The sequence below is a fragment of the Thermodesulfomicrobium thermophilum DSM 16697 genome, assembly GCF_059568695.1.
Genome location: NZ_JCANTW010000014.1, coordinates 212,086 through 235,171 on the forward strand (window position 1 = coordinate 212,086; position 23,086 = coordinate 235,171).

Sequence of the window (23,086 nt, forward strand, 5' to 3'; positions counted from 1 at the left end):
TAAGCAGGGGGCATGCCAGAAAGACGTATTTTTGGCTTTCTTTCGGGTTCCTGCTTGCATTGCGTGCCGACACTTGCTAGCAACGCCCTAGCTTGCATCGGTAGTGTTCGGGAATGTTTGGCCGAGGAGAGATATCTTCGTGAAAGGACTCAGTTTTTTCTCCAAGACGCAAGTCGGTCTCGGCGTGGACCTCGGCAGCGAATGGCTGAAGGTCCTCAAGATTTCGGTGCGCGGCAGTCAGGTGCGTCTGGAACATCTGGCGCGGGCGCCGTGGTCGCCTGGAGAGTTGGATACCCCGGGGACGGCGGGGGCCAAGGTGGCGGCCTTGCTCCAGCACTTGGAGATCAAAGACCAGGTCGTTGTATCCTCGGTGGCCGGCCACTCGGTCATCGTGAAACGGGTGATGTGTGAGGCCGAGTCCCCCAAGCTCTTGGGGGAGGTCGTGCATCGGGACGCCCGGCAGTACATCCCCTTTGACATTACCGATGTCTTTCTCGACTACCAGTATCTCTCTCCGGGAACCAAGGAAAAGACCCACGAAGTGCTTTTGGTGGCGAGCAAGAAAAAGGCGGTGCAGGGCCTGGGAGAGACTATGACTCAGGCCGGTCTTTCTTTGAGTGTGGTGGACGTGGACGCCTTTGCCGTGTGTAATGCCTTTGAGTTCAATTACCCGGAATTCAAGACCAAACCTGCATACCTTCTGGACATCGGCGGGACCCAGAGTGTCGTGTGCGTGCTCATGGGGTTTGAGCCGGTGTTTTTGCGTGAAGTGGGCTTCGGCGGCCGAAGCCTGTCGGAAGCCATCGCCAAGCGGCAGGGGATCAGTCGCAGTGAGGCGGAGCGTTTGAAGCTTCACGGTATTGATGGAGGGACGGCTGCGGACAAGGAGGCGGTCGCCCAGGTGGTGCGGCAGACCATCTCGGGGTGGTGCGATGAGGTCAAACGCCTCATCGGCTTTTACGAATCCTCAACGCCGGAGGCCGTGGTGGCGGAGCAGCTCTTTCTCTCGGGCGGCGGGGCCCTTTTGCCGGGCATTGCCGATGCCTTTGCTGCGGAGATGGGGGTCTCGGTGGAACTGCTTGATCCCTTCCGACGGGTGGATGTGCCGGAGTCGCGCTTTCAGCCGGCGTTTGTGCGTGCCGTGGCGCCGCAATTCGTGGTGCCTTTTGGTTTGTCCCTGCGGGGGATTGCATGATTACCATCAATCTTTTGCCACAGCCCAAGCGGGCGAAGGTCTCGGACAAGGCACGAATCATTTTTGTGGCGGTGTTGGGCCTTGTGGTGGTCGGAGGGCTCTTGGCGGGCTCGTATTGGTATTTCGATGTCCAGGTTCAGGCGCTGCAGCAAGCGGTGCAGGAACGCAGTCAGACCAAGAAGCTCCTTTTGGCGCAGATCGGCAAGGCCAATCAGTACGTGGATGAGCTCAAGGCCATTGAGCAGCGCATCCAGGTCATCAAGGAAGTGCGTATGCGCCAGGGGCTGCCGGTGCGTTTCCTCGACGCTTTGGTCGCCACCATGCCGCCGGAGCGATTGTGGTTTGAATCCCTATCCCTGGGCGCTGGCGGGCAGATGAATCTTTCCGGCGTGGCCCTCGATAACCAGGCCTTTGCCGCGTATGTGGAGGCGCTGCGGCAATCGCCGTTCATCGCTCGGGTGGACATTCAACGGACCTCGCGGCGCGATGTGCAAGGCCGTGGCCTGGTGGCCTTTGTCTGTTCTGTGGTGGGGAAAGACCCAGGAGACGAAGCATCGGTCTCGAAGGATGGCACCCATGGATAAAGCGGCATTGCAGGCAGCCTGGCAGGGGCTTTCCTGGTGGAAAAAGATCTTGGTGGGCTTGGGCGCTCTCGCGCTTTTGGGGGCAGGATGGTGGTATTTCGTCATCGATCCCCAAGTGGCGGAAATCGCCCAACTGCAGCGCCAGGTGGAGGCATTGGACGGGGAGATCGCCAAATACCGTTTGCAGGCGGCCAAGCTCCCGGAGTTGGAGCGGGACGTCAAGCGCCGGCAGATGGAGTTTCTCTATGCCAAAACGTTGCTGCCCGAGGATGCCCAGGCGCTGGAGCGACTTTTGGCATCGTTTGAGAAGCTGGGGCGGGACGAGGGGATCGAGTTTTTGCTGTTTCAGCCAGGAAGTGAGACGCAAGCGGATTTTTACGCCACGAGATCGGTTTCCATTCAGGTCTCGGGACCGTTCCATCGTCTGATGAGCTATTTCGATAAGCTGGCGCGCTTAGATCGTCTGGTGGCTATTCAAAGCGTGCAGTTCGCTCCAGTGGCGGATTTTTCCCCGACGGAAAAGCGCCTCAACGCCAATGTCAGTCTGGTGGTGTATCGGGCGCTCACCGATGCTGAAATGGAAGCGCGCAAAAAGCAACAGGGAAAGAAGCAATGATACGTTGCCTTGTTGTCGGTCTGCTTATTCTCCCGGGATTGGTATGGGCTGCGGACCCCATCCCCGAGGCCGCCGGGGTGCAGGATTCCGGGAATGTTACGGAAAACGCCACTGAGGTGCCCCTGCCGTCGTGGATCCATCCACGTTTTGCCCCGTATGATCCCGCGGGCCGCACGGACCCGTTCATGTCGTTTATCCAGCTCCGCGCCGTGGAGCAGGCCCGGAGCGCCATGCAAAGGCAGCAGGAGAAGCGGGAGCCTGCAACCCCGCTGGAAACCGTGGACCTGCGCACGCTCAAACTTGTGGGCGTGATGACTCCCAAAGGCGGTGGGGCTGTGGGTGTGGTTCAGATGCCTGACGGCAAGAGCTTCATCGTGCGTCCAGGGATGGGTATTGGCCTTTATGGGGGCATTATCAAAGAGATTCGTGACGGAGCCCTCATTGTGGAAGAAAAGACCTATGATATTCTTGGCGAAGAGCAGACCCAGACGGTGACGCTCTCGCTGCGTCCAAGCGAATAGGGGTGTGGGGTATGCAGAAGATATACACATGGGCTGTGATGGTGGCGTTTTTTTGGGTTTGCGGGTGCACAACCGTTCGCCCTGTTGGGCCTACGCCGGAAGGGGAGGTGCATGCTGCAGAGCGTGCGGCATCTGTAAGCCAAGCCAGTTCGGACGTTGCGTCCCGCCCTCTGTTGGAAGCCATGACGTTGCAGAAGGTGGCGGAAGGCACGTTGCTGGAATTCCCTGCCCCGACGCCTTCGGAAGTGTTCGTCGACTATGACATGGGCCGGCGCTTTGTGGTGCATTTTACCCCGGCGGTCCCGGAATTTATTCCCGCCGCGCCTGCCGGCGTGGTCCAGCGGGTAGGCCTCGATGCACGGGACGGGATGGTCTCTTCCGTGACCGTCGATCTTATGGAGCCGGTACGTTACCTCTTGTCTCGAGAGGGCGCTCGGGCGCGTCTTTTGCTTGCCCCGGCAGAGGCCGAACGAGAGACGGTTCCGCCGCCTGCCTCCACCAAACCAGCGCTCGTGGACGCCGTGGAATTTGCCACCTCGGAGCACGATTTCTCCGTTCTGCTTTCCTCTTCGGCACCGATTCGGGTAACCCCCGGGCCCAAGGGTGAGGCGTTTGCCGTCGTCCTGCCTGGGGCGCAGTTTTCGCCTGCAGTGGCCAAGGTGTACCGCATCGAGGGGGGACAACCCATCGAGCGGGTGCAGGCCCTCAACGTGGGGAGTGACGCGCAGCTGGTGTTCACCGGAGTCACTCGGCCGGCCTTCACCGTAGCCCGGGAAGGCGGGGTCACGCGGTTGCGTCTGGCCGTGGAGCGCGGTGGATCTCCTTCGGTGGGGACAGCTCAGAAAATGGCCATCCCCGCTGCCACGGCCGCGTCCGAGCCTCAAGATCCAGGCACCATCTTTCCCGGCATGAAAAAAGAGTACCACGGAACGCCCATTACTTTGGACCTTCAGGAAGCCAAGGTGGAGCATGTACTGCGACTGCTCAGTGAAATCGCGGGCTACAACCTCATCCTCGACGAAGGTGTCACCGGGACGATTTCTCTGAAGCTGGTGGATATTCCTTGGGATCAGGCGCTCGATTTGATCTTGCTGCAAAAGAATTTGGGCATGGTGAAGCAGGGAAATTTATTGCGCATTGCTACATTAGAGCAACTGCGACGGGAAAACGAAGAGTTACAGCGGGCACGTGAGGCTGAAGCTAGGGCTAGAGAGAGTCTGGAAAATGTTCTCCCTACACGTACGGAGTTTATCCAGATCAACTACAGTACTGCGGCGGAGTTCGAGTCGAAGGTGCGGGAACTGCTTTCTCCTCGAGGTAAGATTTCTGCCGATAGTCGTACAAATACCTTGATTGTGACAGATATTGATCCCGTATTGCAAAAGGTACAGAGTTATATCGCCAAGCTCGACCGTCCGGAACGGCAGGTGCTCATCGAGGCGCGTCTCGTGTATGCCACCGATGACTTTCAGCGGGATATTGGCATCAAGTGGGGCGCGACCATGCAGGACGAGTCTGCGCGGGACGACGAGCAGTATCAGTGGGATACATCGGCCTCGGGATTCAATACGCCTTTTGGCACCACAGGCCTTGGCCTGGCGGGAAATATTGGTAAGATCCTGGGCAAGGATTTGTGGTCCTTGGACGCCTCGTTGCGTCTTGGCGAGACCAAGAACTTGGTGAAAACGGTTTCCTCCCCGCGGATTGTGACTCTCAACAACAACCGCGCCGAGATCAAGCAGGGCATCAAGCTTGCCACGAGCGGGGAGTCGGAGAGCGGCGGCACCACCACGGAGTACACGGACGCGGTGCTCAAGATTTCGGTCCAGCCTCAGATTACTCCGGACAACAAGCTTATCCTGGATGTGGAGATCAGCGACGATAGTCCCACGGCCACCGGGCGGGACATTGAAACCAAGTCGGCCCGCACCAAGATGATCGTCGGTGACCGCGAGACCATTGTCATCGGCGGGGTGCTCAAGGCATCGGATCGCTCGGCGACGGAAAAGATTCCAGGGTTGGGGGACGTTCCGGTCTTGGGGCGGCTCTTCCGGCAGGATGAAACCGCCTCGTCCAAGCAGGAGCTCTTGATCTTCCTGCATCCACGCATCCTGTAAGGTGAGGGTCTCTCGATACACCCAGGGCTCTTCCTCCGCGGAAGGGCCTTTTTTTGTTGGAGGAAAGGCCGGGAAGAGATCTTGGCGGCCCTAGTGCATTTGGCCCAGGAGCGCGTCGGTTTTGATGCTCACGTCCTGGATGGTGGGGGTAAAGTCCACCGAGAAGAGTTTCTCGGGGATGGTGGCTCGTTTTTGGAGGGGGCTGATGGCGGGATTGAAAACATAACCACCTTCGGTGGCGAGGCAATCGGCGAGTTTAAGGAGAAAAATGGCGGCCGGTGCGTCTTCCCGCACCAGTCGGTGATGGCCATAGACCGCAAGCTGGATTTCCTTGGAAAACCCCCACAATTTGAGAGCCTTGGCGCTCACCACCGGGTGCGTCATGCCGAAGAGGCGTTCTTCGGCATCCAGCGGTGGTTCTTCGGCCGTGATCCAGATGGTCATGAGTTCCGCAAAGGCCTCGGGCGCCAATTTTGCCATGATGAGGTAGCCGATGTCATGGAGCAGGCCAGTGAGGTACGCACTTTCTCGCTCTTCTTCGGTCAAAGGGAGGAGGGCGGGAAAGTAGCCAGGGATTTGCTGGCACAAATAGGCCGTGGCGAGACTATGCCCCCAGAGTTTCCGGAGAGGAAAACCTTGGGGAAGCCCTGCCTCAGAAAGGGATTGGGTCAGGGTGAGGTAGTAGACGATGCCGCGGACTTCCCGTAGCCCCAGGCGCACCAATGCCTTGTGGGGGGAGGTGATTTTTTCCACTCCTCGGTACAGGGGCGAGTTGGCGATGGCCATGATGCGGGCGCAGAGCACGGGTTCGGCACTCATGGCCTCGGAGATCTCGCTCAGGGTGGCGTTGCGGGAACCGAGAAGTTGCCATAAGCGAAGGACCGCCGGCTTGATGGGCGGCAGATCGTGGTCGTTTAAAGCGTCGAGACGAAGCATGCGGTTTCCTTGAATGGACAACGAAGGTGCGGTCAAGTGTAGGTGCCTTGGGTGTGAAGCTCAAGGGGTTATGATGGACTCATGGCTGAGGAGCGACGGATGAAAGTAACGTTTTTGGGGGCGGCACGAACGGTGACGGGTTCGTGCTATGTATTGGAAGCGGGGGAAACCCGTTTTGCCGTGGATTGCGGCATGCACCAGGGGAACCGGGCCATGGAGCTGCGCAACTGGGACGAGGCGGGGATGTATCGCCCGGGAGAGCTGGATTTCATCCTCCTCACGCATGCCCATGTGGACCATTGCGGTCTCTTGCCGCGTTTGGTGCAGCAGGGCTTTGTTGGTCCTGTGTACACCACCGCGCCCAGCCGGGATCTGGTGGAAATCCTTTTACAGGATAGTGCGCACATCCAGGAGATGGAAGCCCGTTGGCGCAGCACGAAGAAACAGCGTGCAGGAGGCCTGCCTGAGGAACCGCTCTATACCGCGAACGACGCCCTGGCTGCGGTGCGGAGGCTCCAGGTGGTGGAGTATGACCGCGAGTTCTCCCCCAAGCCTGGGGTGCGGGTGGTCTTTCGTAATGCTGGGCATATCCTGGGTTCCGCTTTTGTGGAGATTTGGGTGCAGGATGGAGGGCGCGAGACCAAGTGCGTGTTTTCTGGCGATTTGGGCCGACCTCATCAGCTCTTGGTCCCGGACCCCTGGACCATCGACCAGGCGGATTTTCTGTTTTTGGAATCCACCTACGGCAATCGCGACCACAAAAACGAGGATTCCAGTCGCCAGGAGTTGGCGGAGGCCATCGCCTATAGCTACCGTCACGGCCAGAAGGTCCTGATCCCGAGTTTTGCCGTGGAGCGCACCCAAGAGATCCTGTTTGCCCTGCACATCCTTGCCAAAGAAGGAAAGCTGCCGGCGGACATGCCGGTGTTTCTGGATAGTCCTCTGGCCATCAAGGCTACAGAGATCTTCCGCAAGCATGCCCGGTTTTACGATGATGAGGCGCGTGCCGTGCTCGACGCCGGAGAGGATCCGCTCTCGGTCCCGGGCCTGCAGCTTGCCCAGACCGTGGAAGAGTCGCGCAATATCAACGCGCAGCAGGGCCCTGCCATTGTCATTGCCGGCAGCGGCATGGCCAATGCCGGACGCATCAAACACCATCTGCGGCACAACATCTGGCGGGAAGGCGCGTCCGTGGTTTTCGTGGGCTTTCAGGCCCAGGGCACTCCGGGGCGGCGTATCGTGGACGGTGCTTCGTCCATCCGTATCTTGGGCGAGCAATTGGCCGTGCGGGCAAAGGTGTTCACCATCGGCGGGTTTTCCGCCCATGCGGGGCGGAGCCAGCTTTTGGACTGGCTGGGGCATTTTCGTTCGCCGTCCATGCAGGTGTATTTGGTCCATGGTGAGTACACGGCGCAGCAGGAGTTCGCTCGGATCATCCAGGAGCGCTTTGGCTACGCCGTGCACATCCCCGACTATTTGGACGAGTGCACCTTGGAACCGGGCGGTGTCTTCCAACTCACCTCCCGCCACGATCTTGCCCCGCGCATCGATTGGGATTTTCTGCTGGAAGAGACGCAGAGCAAGCTTGCCCAGGTGCAGGACCGGGTGCGGCATTTGGATCGGCTGGGGCATACCAGCCAGGTGGAAATCCGAGGGACCATTGTGGATATCAACTCCAAGCTCCTCGAAATTCTGTCCGAGCTGCGCATGGCGGAGGCGGCGCCCCAGTCCTCAGGAGCGGATGCCTAGATGCGGATCATTGCCGGTGTGTTCAAGGGGAGGGTGCTGCGCACCGCCTGTGGGCCGGGCTACCGTCCTGCCACCGGGAGGGTGCGGGAGGCGCTCTTTTCAACCCTTGGATCGCTCGGGGTGTGCTGGCAGGGGGCTCAGGTGGCCGACGTCTTTGCCGGCAGCGGTGCCCTTGGTCTTGAGGCCTTGAGCCGGGGGGCGTCCCAGGCCGTCTTCGTAGAGTTGGCGGCGTCTGCGGCGCGAGTGCTGCAGGACAACATTCGCTTCTTGGGCCTGACGGCTGCGCAGGCCGTCGTGGTGCGTATGGACGCCCTGCGTTGGGTGCAGCGTGCATCCGGACCGTATCATGTGGTTTTCGTGGATCCCCCGTATGGACGTGGACTTTTGGCGCCGGTGCTTGCGGCGCTTCCTGCGCTGCTTGCTCCTGGCGCAGTGGTGGTGGCGGAGACGGAAGCTTCATTGGACGTCTCCCCCACCCCATGGAATTTGGTGCGGGACACGCTCTATGGACAAACAAGGATACGTATATGGCAGAGCGAATAGCCATCTATCCCGGGACGTTCGATCCACTGACCAATGGTCATGTGAGTATTGTGCGCCGGAGTTTGGATATTTTCGACAAGGTCATTGTTGCGGTTGCAGTGCATTCGGGAAAAAATCCGCTTTTTTCCTTGGATGAACGTGTGGAAATGGTTCGAGAGGTCTTTCAGCAAAATCCACGTGTTATTGCGGAGTCCTTTTCTGGGCTGCTCGTAGAGTATGCTCAGTCTCGTGGAGTGAATACTATTATTCGTGGATTACGTGCTGTTTCCGATTTTGAATACGAGTTTCAAATGGCGCTCATGAACCGAAAGCTCGAGCCCAACATCCATACTGTTTTTATGATGACGGATTATAAATGGCTGTATATCAGCTCGACCATCATCAAAGACGTGGCGCGTTTGGGAGGCAGCATCGAGGGGCTGGTGCCTGCAGTGGTGGCCGGGCGTATGCGGGAGCGCCTGGCGGCAACGGCATGAACCGTCCCTCTGTACTCTGCGTGGTCGGAGCCACGGGCACCGGGAAGACGGCTGCCGCCCTGGCCTTGGCCGAAGCCCTCCATGGGGCCGTGATCAACGTGGATTCGCGCCAGGTCTACGCCCATATTCCCATCGTCACTGCCCAGCCCACAGCCGAGGAGCAGGCACGGTGTCCGCATCTGCTTTATGGCTATCTGCCCCTGGACGAGCCGGTGCAGGCAGGAAGTTTTGCCCGGCAATTGGCGGATACCGTGGAGAAGGTGCGGGCCATGGGGCGGCTTCCGATCCTCGTGGGCGGCACTGGCCTGTATCTCCGCGCTTTTTTGCATGGCATTGCGCCGGTGCCGCCTATTCCCGAGGCTGTGCGTGCTGCGGTGCTTGCGCGTTGTCGAGCGTATGGCCCGGAGGCCTTGCACTGTCGTTTGGCGGAAGTGGACCCCGTGAGCGCGGCGCGCATCCATCCACGGGACAGCCAGCGGATTTGCCGGGCGCTCGAAGTCTTTGATGCCACAGGAGAACCGCTTTCGCTGTGGCATGCCCGCACCCGGCCGGTGGCCTTGGTGCGGGGCGTGGTTTTGGGCCTGGCGGCGACCTTGTCGGAGTTGACCCCCCGACTCGCCCAACGCATTCAGGCCATGCTGGCCGCCGGGGCGCTGGAAGAAATGGCACAGGCGTGGCGCATTTGCCCCAATCGCAGCGCGCCGGGGTTTTCTGGCATCGGGTGTCCGGAACTCTTGGCGGTTCTCCATGGAGAAATGGATCTGGCCACAGCGCAGGCAGCCTGGCTGGCCAACACACGCGCCTACGCGAAGCGACAGATGACGTGGTTTCGCAAAGAGAAGGTGCATTGGGTTGCGCCCACCGACCATGCACGTATGGTGGAGTGGGCGCGTCGGGCGCTGGAAAAACGGGAGTAGGTCCCGCGCCTCGCTGCTGCGGGGCGCGGGGAAGCTAGGCTTGTTTGGTTTCCGACGGGGCGTCGTCCTTTTTGGGGCTGACGTCGATTTCTTCCGGTTCGCTGGTGGCTTTTTTGAAATTTTTGATGGCCTTGCCCATGCCAGCCCCAATCTCCGGCAGCCGATTGGCGCCAAAAATGACGAGCACAATAACCAAGATGACGAGAAGCTCCGGGATGCCGATGCCGAACATGCGTACCTCCTTGGGATGAATGCCCGCTTCCTAGTGCGCCCTGGGGGCGTGGTCAATACGAGGATGTCAGCGGGAGCGCCGGAGTATTCCCGATTTTGTGACTTGGTTTTTTGCGGCAAGGTATGTATAATCGATTTTCGAGAGGAGAATGATGCCTGCTGCAGTGCTTCGTCTGTCCGGTCAGGGGTGTCAGTATTGGGTGTATGGCCATTGCTGGCTGTCCGAGGTGGAAAATCCGGGCTGGGACGAGACCGTCATTTGTGTGGTGCTGGCCGCATTGGAGCGCACCTATGACGGGGCCCTGGCAGCACAGGAGGCTGGAGTGTCCGGGGCATTGGCTGCGTGGTCGCGTTGGGGAGACCGGGTGCTGGCATCCCCGTGGGATTGTCTGGACTTCCAGGCCCAGACGGGGGATGATGGTGTTTGCCGTTTTTTGCGGCATTCGGTGTGTGTGTTGCGCCTGCCGTCATGTGCAGGACGTTGTTCACGCTTTCATCCTCGTCGTTCATAAGGAGCGGTATGCATCAGCCGACGTTCATTCATTTCCCGTGGCTCCATCCAGCCCTTATACCGTCAGGGGTGCCTGTGCAGTGCGCAGTGCTTGACCCTGGCATCGCCGTACAGGGGTATGATGTCCCCCGGTGGCGGCCGCAGTGGCCCTACACGGACAGTCAGATCCGGCGGCTTGTGGCCGAGTATATGCGTCAGGCCGCGGAGGCGGCGCGGCCCGCGGACTTGACGGCCCGTGTGGCTGCGGGACCGGAAGACTTCTACACGGACACCACCTTGGACATCCGTTCCCAGCTCACTGGCGGCGTCTCCGCCCACGACCCCGAGGCGGAGCGTTTGCGTCAGATTCAAGTGCTCTTGGCCTTGGAGCTCACTCGAGAAGAGGCGCTGGTGGAGCTCCGAGCGCAGCAAGTCCGCTTGGCCCGAGCGCAGCAAAAGTGGAAGGAGAGCTTAGGGGTGGAGGCCGACGATCTGATGTCCTTGGAGATGCCGGAGGTGGACTTGGTAAGTTCGGCGCAAGAATTGGACTGGCAGCCTCTGGTGTGGGCTATGGATCAGGTGGTGCCTGCGCAGATTCCTTTTGTGGTGACCGATGCAGCGGTAGCAGCGCAATGGCGCGAGGCCGGCGTCTCCTGGATCCGGGGAGAGCATGGGCGCTTCGTATGCCATTTGGATGATACGGTGGTACGCGCTTTGGGGAGGGCATTCCGTGGCTCGCCCTCCGGGCGCGTGGTCGTGATGATGACTCAACCAGAATGTGAGGCAGTATGAACACGGACAAGTTGGGTGCGCGAATCCAGCGGTTTCGGGAAATGGCGGAGATGACGCGGGAACAATTGGCCGAGCGCAGCGGCCTTGCCTTGGATTTCATCCAGCGTTTGGAGGAGGAATCCCTTTATCCTTCCTTGGGGCCGTTGCTCAAGATTGCCCGGGCGCTGGGCGTCCGCTTGGGGACTTTTCTCGATGACGAATTGGGGCAAGACCCGGTGGTCGTGCGTCAGGGAGAGCGCCACGAAGAGTTGCATATGCGGGGCAAAGACTGTTCGGTGGGCCTGACCTTCTATTCGCTTGGGAAAGGCAAAAAAGACCGGCACATGGAGCCCTTTTTCATCGAGCTCGCCCCCCAGCCTGCTGATTGCGACGCCGCACTTTCCAGTCACGAGGGCGAAGAATTCATCGTTGTGGTGAGCGGTGAAGTGGAGATCGTCTATGGCCGGGATACCTATGTGCTCAGCGCAGGAGATTCCATATATCTCAACTCCATTGTGCCCCATCTGGTGCGTTGTCATGGAAACGCGCCGGCATCCATCTACGCAGTATTGTATTTCCCCGAATAGGAGATCGCTATGGAGAGGCCTGCTCTGCGAGAAATCACTCTGGGCCAGATGCTTGATGAAGCCATCGCGCAGTATCCAGACAACGAAGCAGTCGTGTATGTCGATCGAAACTTTCGGTTGACATATCGGGAATTCGGCAAGTTGGTTGATGAGGTCGCCAAGGGGCTTATGGCTCTTGGCGTCCAAAAGGGTGAAAAAGTCGCCATTTGGGCGTCGAACGTGCCGTATTGGGTGGTGTTCCAATTCGCTACGGCAAAGATTGGCGCTATTTTGCTTACGGTGAACACTTTTTATAAGTCCGCGGAGTTGGAGTATCTTCTGAAACAATCGGAAGCCGAGAACCTCGTGCTCATCGATTCGTTCCGCGACACGGACTATGTGCAAATCGTGTATGACCTCGTCCCCGAGCTCAAGACACAGCAGCGGGGCTATTTGCAGAGTGAGCGCTTTCCGGATTTGAAACGGGTCATTTTCATGGGGCCGGAAAAGCATCGGGGCATGTATTCCATCCCGGAGGTGGTGAGCCTTGCCCGCATGGTGAGCGAGGAAGACTACCAGGCACGTCAAGCGAGCCTTTCTCCGCACGATGTAGTCAATATGCAGTACACATCGGGAACTACAGGATTTCCCAATGGTGTGATGCTCACGCATTACAATATCGGCAACAATGGCTTTTGGATTGGTGAAAACCAGCGTTTCACGAACAAGGATCGCATTTGTTTACCGGTTCCGCTCTTCCATTGCTTTGGATGCGTTCTTGGAGTGCTTGCCGCAGTGAGCCACGGAGCAACCCTGGTGATCCTGGAAAGTTTCAATCCACTTATGGTCCTTTCTTCAGTGGAAGAAGAAAGGTGTACGGCACTCTATGGAGTGCCAACCATGTTCATTGCCGTACTCGAGCATCGTTCTTTTGACCGCTATGATCTTTCCTCGCTCCGAACAGGCATTATGGCCGGAGCTCCATGTCCTGTGCCGGTGATGGAAAAGGTCATCGACAAGATGCATATGCGGGAAATCACCATTTGCTATGGCCTCACCGAGGCTTCCCCGGTCATGACGCAGACCCGGGTGGACGACAGTATTGAGCATCGGACCCAAACCGTGGGTCGGGCCATGCCGGAGATCGAGGTGACCATCCGTGACCCGGAGACCAACCAGCCGGTTCCTTTTGGAGTGCAGGGGGAGGTATGCTGCCGCGGGTACAACGTCATGAAGGGATATTACAATAATCCGGATGCCACGGCTGCGGCCATCGATGTGGAAGGGTGGCTCCATTCCGGTGATTTGGGGACCATGGACGAGCAGGGATACGTGCGTATTACCGGCCGTCTCAAGGACATGATCATCCGCGGTGGCGAGAATATCTATCCGCGGGAGATTGAAGAGTTCTTGTACCGTATGGAAGGCATCAAGGATGTGCAGGTGGTCGGAGTCCCCAGTCGCAAATACGGCGAAGAGGTGGGGGCCTTCATCATCCTCAAAGAGGGCTTTGACTATGCCCCGGAGGATATCAAGGACTTTTGCCGCGGCAAGATCGCCCGCTACAAGATTCCCAAATACATTGCTTTCCTCGAGGAATATCCCATGACGGCAAGCGGGAAGATCCAGAAATACAAATTGCGCGAGCTGGCGGCGCAGATGTTCCCCGAGGCGATGAAATGACAGGAGCCGCGGCGCCCCCGGCGCATGTGCTTGCCGAAGTGCATCGTGTGCAGGGCGTTGTGTTTGATTGTGACGGCGTACTCTTCGACTCCCGGGATGTGAACCGGGCGTATTACAACTTCATTTTGGAGCGTTTGGGTCTGCCTCCCATGAGCCCGGAGGCCGAAGAGTACGCGTACATGCACACCGTGGACGCCGTCCTGGCCTATTTGGTGCCTGCGCACCTGCTCCCCCAGGCCAAGGCGTTGCAAGGCCATATGACCTATGGGGATTTTCTCGATCGCATGATCCCGGCCCCGGGGGTCCATGACGTGCTCGAGGCGCTCCACGGATGGGGGATTCGTTTGGCGGTCAATACGAACCGCAAAAACTCCATGGAGATGGTGCTGGAACGGTTTGGAATGGCCCACCTGTTCGCTCCGGTCATGACCGCGGCCAAGGTCGCACGGCCCAAGCCGGACCCGGAAGGGCTGTACCGGATTTTGGCTTATTGGGACATGGCGCCGGAGCAGGTGGCGTATGTGGGGGATTCGGAGGTGGATGCCGCCACCGCCGCCGCGGCGGGCGTGCCCTTGTGGGCGTACCGGAACCCCGAACTCCCAGCCAAGCTCCATGTGGACAGTTTTGCCGATCTGCGGCATTGGTTTGCATACGTTTTGGGTGGTGCCCCCGGGGCATCGCGCTGAACGAAATCTTTGCCTAGGAGTCGGCATGGCAGTGATTACCAGTTTTGTGAGTGCTGTATATTTTGTTCTGGATACGGTGCTCTCGCTCTACTTTTGGATCATTTTGGCAGCAGTGGTGCTTTCATGGGTGAATCCTGATCCATACAACCCCATTGTTCGTGGTATCCGCTCCTTGACCGAACCTGTCTTTTATCGCGTCCGGAAGTGGATGCCGTTCACGTTCATGAGCGGGATTGACTTCTCTCCGGTCGTTGTGATGCTGGCCATCAAGTTTGTGCAGGTTTTTCTTGCACAACTGCTTGGAAGAATGATGTTCTTGTGATGGGTATGGCGCCGAAATAGTCGGCTGGAGATAGACACGGCTGCCCAGAGAACCTGGGCAAGGGTCGGAAAACACCAAAACTAAGGAGTACTGTATGGAGCAGCAGGAACTTGAACTCATCGCCGCACATGTTGCCACGGATCCTGAGCTCAAGGCGTTGTGGGAAGAGCATGTGATGTTCGAGAAGATCCTCGAAAAATATGCTGCGAAACCAGCGCTCACTCCTTCCGAGGAAATGGAGATGAAGGAGTACAAGAAAAAGAAATTGGCAGGAAAGACCAAGATTCAAGAATTGCTCAAGAAATATAAACGCAAGGAGTAGGGACCATGGTGCGGACCGGCGCCCAAATTCTTTTGGAATGCTTGCAACGGGAAGGCGTGGATCTCATCTTCGGCTTTCCGGGCGGAGCGGTCATCGATATCTATGATGAACTCCCCAACCATCCCATTCGGCATATCCTCGTGCGGCATGAGCAGGGCGCTGTCCACGCCGCCGATGGCTATGCGCGGGCGTCGGGCAAAGTCGGCGTATGCTTGGTCACCTCGGGGCCTGGAGCCACCAACACGGTGACCGGCATCGCCACCGCATACATGGATTCCGTCCCTCTCGTGATCTTTACCGGGCAGGTGCCCACGCAGCTCATCGGCAACGATGCCTTTCAAGAAGCCGATATCGTGGGCATCACCCGGCCGTGTACCAAGCACAATTATTTGGTGAAGGATGTCCGGCAGTTGGCATTTACTGTCAAGCAGGCCTTCTATCTGGCGCGCACAGGCCGACCGGGTCCGGTGCTCGTGGATCTGCCCAAGGATGTCATCCGGGCCACGGCAGAGTTCCACTACCCGGAGTCCATGTCCATGCGCAGCTACAACCCGAGGTACTCTCCCAACCGTAAACAGCTGCGCCGGGCGGCGGAGCTCATTGCCGCGAGCTCGCGGCCCGTGGTCTATGCGGGCGGTGGGGTGATCGCCGCGGATGGGGCAGGGGAGCTCACGCGGCTTGCCCGGGACTACCGCTTGCCCGTGACCACGACACTCATGGGGCTTGGGGCCTTTCCAGGAACGGATCCGTTGTGGCTCGGTATGCTGGGAATGCACGGGACGTACACCGCCAATATGGCCATCAACAATGCGGACTTGCTCATCTCCATCGGCGCCCGGTTCGACGACCGGGTCACTGGGCGGGTGGATGCCTTTGCGCCACAGGCCAAGATCATCCACTTCGACATCGATCCCACCTCCATCAGCAAAAACGTAGGGGTGGACGTGCCCATCGTGGCCGATTGCCGCCAAGGTCTGGTGGGACTCATGGAGGAGTTGGCCCGCGTTTCCGGCGTCGATTGGCAGGGCAAGCATGCAGCCTGGCTCGCGGAGCTTGCCGCCATGCAACGCGAACATCCCCTGACCTACGCCTCCAGCGGTGAGCACATCAAACCGCAATGGGTGGTGGAGAAGATCTACGAGATCACCCAAGGCGAGGCCATCATCACCACCGAGGTGGGGCAGAATCAGATGTGGGCCGCTCAATTTTATCGTTATACCCGGCCGCGCACCTTCTTGTCCTCTGGTGGCTTGGGGACCATGGGCTATGGGTTCCCTGCGGCCATTGGCGCCCAATTGGCCTTCCCCGACCGTTTGGTCGTTGATATCGCGGGCGACGGCTCCATCCAGATGAATATTCAGGAATTGGCCACAGCGGTCAGTTATCAAATCCCGGTGAAAGTGGTCATCCTCAATAACGGGTATCTGGGTATGGTGCGGCAGTGGCAGGAACTTTTCTATAACAAAAATTATTGCGCCACCTGTCTGCACACCAATCCGGATTTCGTGGCCTTGGCCAAGGCGTACGGGGCAGAGGGCTTCCGGGTGGAGCGTATTGAGGACGTGGAGCCGGTGCTTCGCAAGGCCTTCGCCCATCCTGGGCCGGTATTCGTGGACGTGCGGGTCGAGCCTGAAGAGAATGTCGCCCCTATGGTGCCGGCTGGCGCGGCGTTGTCGGAAATGCTTTTGGTGTAGGAGGCGGTCATGCGGCATGTGCTTTCGATTTTGGTGGAAAATGAACCAGGTGTGCTTTCCCGCGTGGCCGGGCTCTTTAGCGGCAGGGGATTCAATATCGAATCTCTCAATGTTGGCCCTACACTGGACCCGACGGTGTCGCATATGACCATTGTCACCATCGGGGATGACCAAATTATTGAGCAAATCATCAAACAGCTCCATAAGATCATCTCCGTGATCAAAGTGGTGGACTTGTCGGAAGAGCAGGCGGTGGAGCGGGAGATCGTTTTGGTCAAAGTCGGTGCTGAGGACTCCAAGCGTGCTGAAGTACTCCGCATCGTCGATATTTTTCGATGCAAAGTTGTTGATGTGAGTGTGGATGAGCTGACCGTGGAAATCACGGGCGATAAGAACAAAATCAAGGCAATCGTTACACTTCTTCAGCGATTTGGCATTAAGGAATTTGCGCGAAGTGGTCCAATAGCCATGCGCCGCAGCATGCAGCTTGCTGATTAACATCAATAAGGAGTTTTTATGAAGATTTATTATGAGAAAGATGCGGATTTACATATACTGCAAGATAAGACGGTCGCCATCATTGGCTACGGAAGCCAAGGCCATGCCCATGCCCAGAACCTGCGGGATTCTGGAGTGCGGGTGGTCATCGGCCAGCGGCCGGGTGGTGCCAACTGGGCCCTTGCCCGGGAGCACGGTTTTGAGCCGGTGAGCGCTGCCGAGGCCGCGGCGCAGGCGGACCTCATCATGATCTTGGTGCAGGACCAGTACCAGCCTCAAGTGTATCAACAGGAGATCCTGCCAGGGCTCACCGCGGGCAAGACCCTTCTTTTTGGCCATGGCTTCAACATCCACTACCACCAGATCGTGCCGCCCGCGGACGTGGATGTGGCCATGATCGCCCCCAAGGGCCCGGGGCATCTGGTGCGCCGGGAATTTGAGAAGGGCGGCGGCGTGCCGTGCCTGGTGGCGGTGCATCAGGATGCCACCGGTCAGGCCTTGCCCAAGGCCTTGGCGTACGCCGCAGGGATTGGCGGCGCCCGCTCGGGGGTCATCGAAACCACCTTCGCCGAGGAAACGGAAACGGACCTTTTTGGTGAGCAGGCCGTACTCTGCGGCGGCGTGAGCGAGCTCATCCGTGCGGGTTTCGAGACCTTGGTGGAAGCAGGATATCAGCCGGAAATCGCCTTTTTCGAGTGCATGCACGAGCTCAAGCTCATTGTGGATTTGCTCTACGAGGGCGGCTTCAAGAAGATGCATTACTCCATCAGTGACACCGCAGAGTTTGGCGACTACTGCACTGGCCCCCGCGTGATCGGCCCTGAATCCCGTCAGGCTATGCGCCAGGTGTTGCGGGAAATTCAAGACGGCACCTTTGCCCGTAACTGGATTTTGGAGAATAAAGCCGGCCTGCCGTCCTTTTTGGCCAAGCGGCGTCAGGCCCATGAACACGCCATTGAGCAGGTGGGAGACCGCTTGCGTTCCATGATGCGCTGGCTTGGGAAGTAGCCCCATCGACCCTCCCGCCACGGGCGCCCCGTGGCGGGATTTTGTTTGCATGGGCGCGATGTTTGCGTTAGGAGCCGTCTAACCGTAGGCATTGCCATGGAAGTTCCCAAGACTGAGACGCAGCTCCTCACCAAGGCGTGGAATCTGTTCTCGCAAGAGAACTTTGTCGGCGCCCATGATCTTTGCCTTGCTGGGTATGCGCAAGGCTTCCGCAGCTATGATTTGGTGCGCTTGCTCCTCGATAGCCTCAACAAAATGGGGCGGATCAGCGAGCAGGCGGACCTGACGCTGAAGATCTTGGCAGAAAACGAATACCCGCCCGCCACCGCTGCCAAGCTTTATTTCCGCGCGGGGCTCATCTTCCAACACCAACACAAGTATGACGAGGCCCGAGAGCTTTTCGAGAAAGTTCTCGCCCTGGATCCCGCATTTCCGGGAATCGAACAGCGCATCAAGGCCTTGGCTCCCAAGCCTGCGGTGGCCAGCAGTCGGTATTCGTATCTCGTGGAGCAGGGGATCGTTTCTCAAGAGGCGTTGGCCCGGGCCCTGGAATCCAAGGACCCTGATGCCATGCTCTTGGGTGAGCTCGGTGTGCCCAAGGAAGCGTTGGGAGAAAGCCTGGCTCGGTTTTACAAAACAGACTTCGTTCCGTTTTCCGCCACCAAGGAACCGCCGTTCGAGCTTTTCGAAAAACGGCGGTTGGATCCGGATTTTCTCAAGCGTTTCGGGTGGATCCCCTTCGAGCAGCAGGGGAATCAAATCGTGGTGCTCATGCTCAATCCCTATGATTTGGGGCGGCTCGACGAGATCCGCTTCATCTATGGGACATCGAGCATCGTTCCCAAGGTCACTTTGGCCCAAGACCTTGAGCAATATATTGATCATTTTTATCGCCAAATCACTGGCGGCGAGGATTTGGCTTCGGCCTTTGACGAGGACGTCACCACCGGGGATGTCGCTGCGGACGACACCCTTGAGGCGGACCTCTCGGAACAGGACAGCGAAGTAGTGCGCATGGTCAACGCCTTGCTGGTAGAGGCCTGGCGCAAAAATGTTTCGGATATCCATATCGAGCCCAATCCCTTCAGCCGCTATTGCCTCATCCGTTTTCGCATCGACGGCACCTGTCACGAGTTCCGTAAGGTTCGTCTCGCCTTGGCCCGGCCTATCGTCTCCCGCCTCAAGATTATGGCGCATCTCGACATTGCGGAGCGTCGCCTGCCGCAAGACGGTAAAATCAAAATCAAGCTTCCGGACCGCAATCAAGTGGTGGAATACCGCATGGCCACCATCCCCACCATCGAAAATCAGGAAGACGTGGTGCTGCGCGTCCTGGCTTCGGGAAAGCCTTTGCCGCTGGACAAGCTGGGGCTCTTGCCCCGCAACCAGGCGGCCTTTGAGGGCATGATCCGTAAACCGTATGGCCTGATTTTGGTGGTAGGGCCCACGGGGTCTGGAAAGACGACGACCCTGCATTCCGCGGTGAGCTACATCAACACGCCGGAGCGCAAGATCTGGACCGCAGAGGACCCGGTGGAGATCACCCAGGAAGGGTTGCGCCAGGTGCAGGTGCAGCCCAAGATCGGGCTGACCTTTGCCGCGGTGCTGCGTTCCTTTTTACGCGCCGATCCGGACGTCATCATGATCGGTGAGATGCGGGACAAGGAAACGGCGCATATCGGCGTGGAGGCTTCGCTCACGGGCCATCTCGTCTTCTCCACGCTGCATACCAATTCGGCGCCGGAGACCGTGACCCGTCTTCTGGACATGGATTTGGACCCCTTCAACTTCGCCGATTCGCTTTTGTGTGTCTTGGCCCAGCGTCTGGTCAAGACGTTGTGCCCGCACTGCAAAGAGGCCTATCCGGCTTCGGAGCAAGAAATCGAGGACCTGCGCATGGAGTTCGGCCCGGGCTTCGATGTCCACGCGGCGGAGTTTCTTGCGTCGGAGCGCACGCTCTACCGCAAGGTGGGCTGCGCCCAATGCATGGGCAGTGGCTACAAGGGCCGGGTCGGCATCCACGAGCTCATGCTGAGCTCCGAGGGCATCAAGACCTCCATCAAATATCGCAAGCCTACGGAGGAGATCCGCTCCCAGGCGGTGGCGGACGGCATGCTTTCCCTCAAGCAAGACGGCATTCTCAAGGTGCTCCAGGGCCGTACGGATATGGAGCAAGTACGGGCGGTTGCCGGATGATCCTCTCGGCGAGTCAGTTGCGGGCCATCAAGGAGCGCAATGACGAAGAACTGCGCAAAGGCCGTTATGCCAAGCACGGCTATCCGGCGCATACCATTCAGGACTTGCTCCACACCATTGAGGCCCTGAAGAAAGAAAAAAAGAAATGGCAACACCTGGCTCAGGAGCGCGGCGAGGCCTTGCGGCGCATTCGGGAGCTGACGCGGTGTGTGGAGAAAGGCGCGGCGGATGCGGCGGCTTCTCCTGCAGATGCCTTCTGTACGGGGCTCGTGGACTGAGTTTGTTCGCCGGTGCTCACAACACGAACCGCCAGGAGAGTCCTGGCGGTTCGCTGTGTACCCAAAGGGCGTGGGCGCGTTAGGCGCCGAAGGCCTTTTCGAAATTGGGCACCACCTGTTTTTTCCGGGACATGACCCCAGGCAGCCAGGCGCGGCCGTTTTCCGGCTTCACCCCAAAGGCCTTTTCCACCACGGACTCGTCGTCGGAGGCGATGAGCATCTCCGAGCCTTCCTTCATGATGTCCGTCAACAACAGGAAGACGGAGTGGTTGCCCTTTTCCTCTTTGAGCTTCTTGATGTCCGCTTCCAGGTCAGCCTTGACAGCGTCCAGGATGGAGAGGTCCACCACTTCCAACTGGCCGATACCGACCATCTTGCCGCTCATATTGAAGTCCTTGTAGTCGCGCATGACCAGCTCGCGGGCCGGGGTGCCTTCCACTGCGGACTTGACCTTGAACATGGCCATGCCCAGGGCGTTCAGGTCGCTCTCGCCAGCGATCTTGGCCAGTTCTTCCGCGGCCTTTTTGTCCTTGTCGGTGCAGGTGGCGGACTTGAAGATGACGGTGTCGCTCAGGATGGCGCAGAGCATGATACCGGCGATGGATTTGGGGATCTCCACACCGTAGAAGTCGTACATGGACTTGATCACCGTGGCCGTGCAGCCCACGGGCCAGATCCAGCACTCCAAGGGATTGGGGGTGGTGACGTCACCCAGCTTGTGATGGTCCACGATGCCCAGGATTTCGGCCTGCTTGATGTCATCCGGAAGCTGCGCCAGATCCGAAGTATCCACCAGGAAGACCTTCTCACCGGCGTAGGAGGTCTTGACCGCAGGGGCCGGGACGCCGAACTTTTCCAGGATGAACTTGGTCTCGGGATTCAGTTCGCCCAGAGCGGCCGGGGTGCAGGGAACGCCCAGCTTGGTCTTGAGATCGGCCAGGGCGATGGCGCTGCAGACGGTATCGGAATCAGGGCTCTTGTGACCGAATACGAACACGGACATGGGGTTTCCTCCTCCAAGGTTGAAGTATGAACCAAAACTTTGTTCCAAATATCACAACCTCTCGCCGCTGCCAAGCCCCAGCAGGGGAGTTTTTTTGAAAAGCTCGAATCACAGGAGTGAGCCGGAGGTGGATAGCGCCAGGGCAATACTCATGGCCACGAGGCTTGCGGTTGCCGTGGCCAGGGCGCGGTGGGTGCGCAGGCAGAGGACTCCACCCATGAAGGCGGGAGCCAGAAGAATGGGCCAAGAAATCGGGGTGTGGGGAAGCGGCAGAAGGTTCAGGAGCCGGATCCCTGCAAGCAGAACCACTGCAAAGACGAGAAAGAGCGTCCATCCGAGGACCCATTGTTCGGCCACGGAGCGCACAACGATGGAATCAGGGTCGAAGAAGCTCATGCGGGGGCGGCGGTTGGTATCGGCAAGGCGCATGAGGGCTCTGTCTTGGCGTTTGCGATAGAAGAGCTCAATGTTTGCCGCCCCGTGGGCGCACAGGGCGGATCCGAGAAGGACGGCCAGGGCGAGGAACATGGACGGCGCAGAAATATGGCGCAGAGTGGTGGCCGCAAGGGTGAAGGCAAGGAGGCCGTTGGGGGGCACGTAGGCGCCGGCGGGAAAGAGGTCGAGCCAAAGAAGTTCGAAGAAGACTCCTATGAAAACGACCGAGGCGTCCGCCGTGGCTGCGCCCCAGAGCAGGGCTGCGGCTATTGGTCGGTGGAGGAGCGAGGTGTCGACGCAGAAGCGCGAAAGATTGAGGAGGGCAAAAAAAAAGCGCTGAGCATAAGGGTCGGCCAATGGGGATCGAAACTCATAAGTGCACCGTGACGGATTTTCCCGGCACACACCGGAAATCGAGCTCCACGCCGTGGTCGTGAAAGAAGATCAGGCATGAGCGGTCTTCTTCCGACACGCATACATGGGCGCAGAGTTGCTGTTTTCCGGGGCCGTCGTGAAGGTTGCCGATGTTGACGCTGTGGATGCGGCAGCCGCTGGTGTAGGCCAGCTGGGCGTCCGGGCAGGTGGCGAAGAGCACCATGATGTGCGGATCCGCGGCTTGGGTGTGGAGACTTTCCAGCACAGAGGCCAATTCCGTGACCCGGCAGCAGAGGAACGTCACGTCATCGGGGATCGCCAGGCGCATGATTTCCTGGCGTAACGGGTCTGCTGCCAAGTCATCATTGGCCACCACCAGGATGCTCGCCCCTACGTAGGGCATCCATGCTTCGATGACCTGGCCGTGCACCAGACGGTTGTCGATGCGAAACCAGAGCATTATTCCGAAACCTTACGCCGCAGGACCTCGCCGGCCACGAGGATGCCTTGTTTGCCGGCGGATTTTGCCTCCAAGGCCACTTGGTGCAATGTCCCCGAGCGGTTGGTGAGCGCTTTGAGCAGGAGGGGGAGATTGACCCCGGAGACGACTTCCACCTTCCCCTGAAGAAGCAGCGAAAGACTGAGGTTGGACGGCGTGCCGCCGAACATGTCCGTGAGGATGAGGACCCCGTTGCCGCGGTCCAAGCGGCGGACGTGGTCTTTGATGTCTCCGAGGATCGTATCCATGGGACGGGTGTCGTCCACTGCCACCACGGCGCATCCTTCTTGGGGGCCAAGGATGGTTTGGGCGGCATCGAGCAGATGCTCACCAAAGGTGCCATGGGTGACAAGCAGCACGCCGATCATGATTCCT

General features: G+C 58.9%; 27 protein-coding genes. 21 read left to right on the forward strand and 6 right to left on the reverse strand.

Annotation, left to right across the window (positions count from 1 at the left end; genetic code table 11):
* Nucleotides 1-139 precede the first annotated feature (139 nt).
* From pilM to BR00_RS08345, 5 genes are all read left to right on the forward strand, one after another.
* Nucleotides 140-1,195 carry a type IV pilus assembly protein PilM gene (gene pilM, locus BR00_RS08325; RefSeq protein WP_496477127.1) on the forward strand — a complete coding sequence of 352 codons (1,056 nt, stop codon included), beginning with the start codon at nucleotides 140-142 and terminating at the stop codon, nucleotides 1,193-1,195.
* Nucleotides 1,192-1,779, forward strand: a complete 588-nt coding sequence (locus BR00_RS08330; protein ID WP_496477128.1) for a PilN domain-containing protein — start codon at nucleotides 1,192-1,194, stop codon at nucleotides 1,777-1,779. Before pilM ends, BR00_RS08330 begins: the two co-directional genes overlap by 4 nt.
* Nucleotides 1,772-2,395 (forward strand): type IV pilus inner membrane component PilO, encoded by a 624-nt coding sequence (locus BR00_RS08335; protein ID WP_496477129.1) that lies wholly within the window; start codon nucleotides 1,772-1,774, stop codon nucleotides 2,393-2,395. The genes BR00_RS08330 and BR00_RS08335 overlap by 8 nt, the downstream gene beginning before the upstream one ends.
* Complete coding sequence (locus BR00_RS08340) at nucleotides 2,392-2,916, forward strand: pilus assembly protein PilP (RefSeq protein ID WP_496477130.1); 525 nt, start codon at nucleotides 2,392-2,394, stop codon at nucleotides 2,914-2,916. The genes BR00_RS08335 and BR00_RS08340 overlap by 4 nt, the downstream gene beginning before the upstream one ends.
* A 182-nt stretch (nucleotides 2,917-3,098) precedes the next feature.
* The gene (locus BR00_RS08345) at nucleotides 3,099-5,033 is read left to right on the forward strand and encodes a type IV pilus secretin PilQ (RefSeq protein ID WP_496477131.1); all 1,935 of its coding nucleotides are present in this window, start codon (nucleotides 3,099-3,101) and stop codon (nucleotides 5,031-5,033) included.
* Between the two features lie 90 nt (nucleotides 5,034-5,123).
* On the opposite strand, the gene BR00_RS08350 is transcribed toward BR00_RS08345, so the two are convergent.
* The gene (locus BR00_RS08350; protein ID WP_496477132.1) at nucleotides 5,124-5,969 is read right to left on the reverse strand and encodes an HDOD domain-containing protein; all 846 of its coding nucleotides are present in this window, start codon (nucleotides 5,967-5,969) and stop codon (nucleotides 5,124-5,126) included.
* Between the two features lie 99 nt (nucleotides 5,970-6,068).
* On the opposite strand from BR00_RS08350, the gene BR00_RS08355 reads away from it, so the two are divergent.
* From BR00_RS08355 to miaA, 4 genes are read left to right on the forward strand one after another with little or no spacing between them, the layout of a single operon-like run.
* A complete protein-coding gene (locus BR00_RS08355) occupies nucleotides 6,069-7,718 on the forward strand; it encodes an MBL fold metallo-hydrolase RNA specificity domain-containing protein (protein WP_496477133.1) in 1,650 nt (549 codons plus the stop codon).
* Nucleotides 7,719-8,261: a 16S rRNA (guanine(966)-N(2))-methyltransferase RsmD gene (gene rsmD, locus BR00_RS08360; protein WP_496477134.1), complete on the forward strand. Its 543-nt coding sequence runs from the start codon at nucleotides 7,719-7,721 to the stop codon at nucleotides 8,259-8,261. It abuts the gene before it with no gap.
* Entirely contained in the window at nucleotides 8,246-8,737 is a 492-nt protein-coding gene (gene coaD, locus BR00_RS08365; RefSeq protein WP_496477135.1) for a pantetheine-phosphate adenylyltransferase, read from the forward strand. The genes rsmD and coaD overlap by 16 nt, the downstream gene beginning before the upstream one ends.
* Nucleotides 8,734-9,654: a tRNA (adenosine(37)-N6)-dimethylallyltransferase MiaA gene (miaA, locus tag BR00_RS08370; protein WP_496477136.1), complete on the forward strand. Its 921-nt coding sequence runs from the start codon at nucleotides 8,734-8,736 to the stop codon at nucleotides 9,652-9,654. Before coaD ends, miaA begins: the two co-directional genes overlap by 4 nt.
* 34 nt (nucleotides 9,655-9,688) lie before the next feature.
* On the opposite strand, the gene BR00_RS08375 is transcribed toward miaA, so the two are convergent.
* Nucleotides 9,689-9,886, reverse strand: coding sequence for a twin-arginine translocase TatA/TatE family subunit (locus tag BR00_RS08375; protein ID WP_496477137.1), 198 nt, complete (start codon nucleotides 9,884-9,886; stop codon nucleotides 9,689-9,691).
* A 148-nt stretch (nucleotides 9,887-10,034) separates the two neighbouring features.
* On the opposite strand from BR00_RS08375, the gene BR00_RS08380 reads away from it, so the two are divergent.
* The 12 genes from BR00_RS08380 to BR00_RS08435 all read left to right on the forward strand — a co-directional run bounded on the left by BR00_RS08380 (nucleotide 10,035) and on the right by BR00_RS08435 (nucleotide 20,399).
* Nucleotides 10,035-10,397, forward strand: a complete 363-nt coding sequence (locus tag BR00_RS08380) for a hypothetical protein (protein ID WP_496477138.1) — start codon at nucleotides 10,035-10,037, stop codon at nucleotides 10,395-10,397.
* A gap of 74 nt (nucleotides 10,398-10,471) precedes the next feature.
* Nucleotides 10,472-11,167 (forward strand): hypothetical protein, encoded by a 696-nt coding sequence (locus BR00_RS08385; RefSeq protein WP_496477139.1) that lies wholly within the window; start codon nucleotides 10,472-10,474, stop codon nucleotides 11,165-11,167.
* The gene (locus BR00_RS08390; protein WP_496477140.1) at nucleotides 11,164-11,733 is read left to right on the forward strand and encodes a helix-turn-helix domain-containing protein; all 570 of its coding nucleotides are present in this window, start codon (nucleotides 11,164-11,166) and stop codon (nucleotides 11,731-11,733) included. The genes BR00_RS08385 and BR00_RS08390 overlap by 4 nt, the downstream gene beginning before the upstream one ends.
* Before the next feature lie 9 nt (nucleotides 11,734-11,742).
* Nucleotides 11,743-13,395 (forward strand): AMP-binding protein, encoded by a 1,653-nt coding sequence (locus BR00_RS08395; protein WP_496477141.1) that lies wholly within the window; start codon nucleotides 11,743-11,745, stop codon nucleotides 13,393-13,395.
* Entirely contained in the window at nucleotides 13,392-14,081 is a 690-nt protein-coding gene (locus BR00_RS08400; RefSeq protein WP_496477142.1) for an HAD family hydrolase, read from the forward strand. The genes BR00_RS08395 and BR00_RS08400 overlap by 4 nt, the downstream gene beginning before the upstream one ends.
* Before the next feature lie 25 nt (nucleotides 14,082-14,106).
* Nucleotides 14,107-14,403: a YggT family protein gene (locus tag BR00_RS08405; RefSeq protein WP_496477143.1), complete on the forward strand. Its 297-nt coding sequence runs from the start codon at nucleotides 14,107-14,109 to the stop codon at nucleotides 14,401-14,403.
* Between the two features lie 94 nt (nucleotides 14,404-14,497).
* On the forward strand, nucleotides 14,498-14,725 hold the full coding sequence (locus BR00_RS08410) for a DUF465 domain-containing protein (protein WP_281750296.1): 228 nt from the start codon (nucleotides 14,498-14,500) through the stop codon (nucleotides 14,723-14,725).
* Nucleotides 14,726-14,730: 5 nt separating this feature from the next.
* Nucleotides 14,731-16,419 carry a biosynthetic-type acetolactate synthase large subunit gene (ilvB, locus tag BR00_RS08415; RefSeq protein ID WP_496477144.1) on the forward strand — a complete coding sequence of 563 codons (1,689 nt, stop codon included), beginning with the start codon at nucleotides 14,731-14,733 and terminating at the stop codon, nucleotides 16,417-16,419.
* A gap of 9 nt (nucleotides 16,420-16,428) precedes the next feature.
* Nucleotides 16,429-16,917, forward strand: coding sequence for an acetolactate synthase small subunit (gene ilvN / locus BR00_RS08420; protein ID WP_496477145.1), 489 nt, complete (start codon nucleotides 16,429-16,431; stop codon nucleotides 16,915-16,917).
* Nucleotides 16,918-16,935: 18 nt separating this feature from the next.
* Complete coding sequence (gene ilvC / locus BR00_RS08425; protein WP_496477146.1) at nucleotides 16,936-17,925, forward strand: ketol-acid reductoisomerase; 990 nt, start codon at nucleotides 16,936-16,938, stop codon at nucleotides 17,923-17,925.
* 96 nt (nucleotides 17,926-18,021) lie between these two features.
* On the forward strand, nucleotides 18,022-20,121 hold the full coding sequence (locus tag BR00_RS08430; RefSeq protein WP_496477147.1) for an ATPase, T2SS/T4P/T4SS family: 2,100 nt from the start codon (nucleotides 18,022-18,024) through the stop codon (nucleotides 20,119-20,121).
* The gene (locus BR00_RS08435; protein ID WP_496477148.1) at nucleotides 20,118-20,399 is read left to right on the forward strand and encodes a hypothetical protein; all 282 of its coding nucleotides are present in this window, start codon (nucleotides 20,118-20,120) and stop codon (nucleotides 20,397-20,399) included. The genes BR00_RS08430 and BR00_RS08435 overlap by 4 nt, the downstream gene beginning before the upstream one ends.
* A 79-nt stretch (nucleotides 20,400-20,478) precedes the next feature.
* Here BR00_RS08435 and BR00_RS08440 read toward each other — a convergent pair whose 3' ends face one another.
* The 4 genes from BR00_RS08440 to BR00_RS08455 form a co-directional block, all read right to left on the reverse strand.
* Nucleotides 20,479-21,402 carry a manganese-dependent inorganic pyrophosphatase gene (locus tag BR00_RS08440; RefSeq protein ID WP_496477149.1) on the reverse strand — a complete coding sequence of 308 codons (924 nt, stop codon included), beginning with the start codon at nucleotides 21,400-21,402 and terminating at the stop codon, nucleotides 20,479-20,481.
* A gap of 108 nt (nucleotides 21,403-21,510) precedes the next feature.
* Entirely contained in the window at nucleotides 21,511-22,194 is a 684-nt protein-coding gene (locus BR00_RS08445; RefSeq protein WP_496477150.1) for a PTS sugar transporter subunit IIC, read from the reverse strand.
* A gap of 13 nt (nucleotides 22,195-22,207) precedes the next feature.
* Nucleotides 22,208-22,672, reverse strand: a complete 465-nt coding sequence (locus BR00_RS08450; RefSeq protein ID WP_496477151.1) for a PTS sugar transporter subunit IIB — start codon at nucleotides 22,670-22,672, stop codon at nucleotides 22,208-22,210.
* A complete protein-coding gene (locus BR00_RS08455) occupies nucleotides 22,672-23,079 on the reverse strand; it encodes a PTS sugar transporter subunit IIA (protein ID WP_496477152.1) in 408 nt (135 codons plus the stop codon). The genes BR00_RS08450 and BR00_RS08455 overlap by 1 nt, the downstream gene beginning before the upstream one ends.
* Nucleotides 23,080-23,086 lie beyond the last annotated feature (7 nt).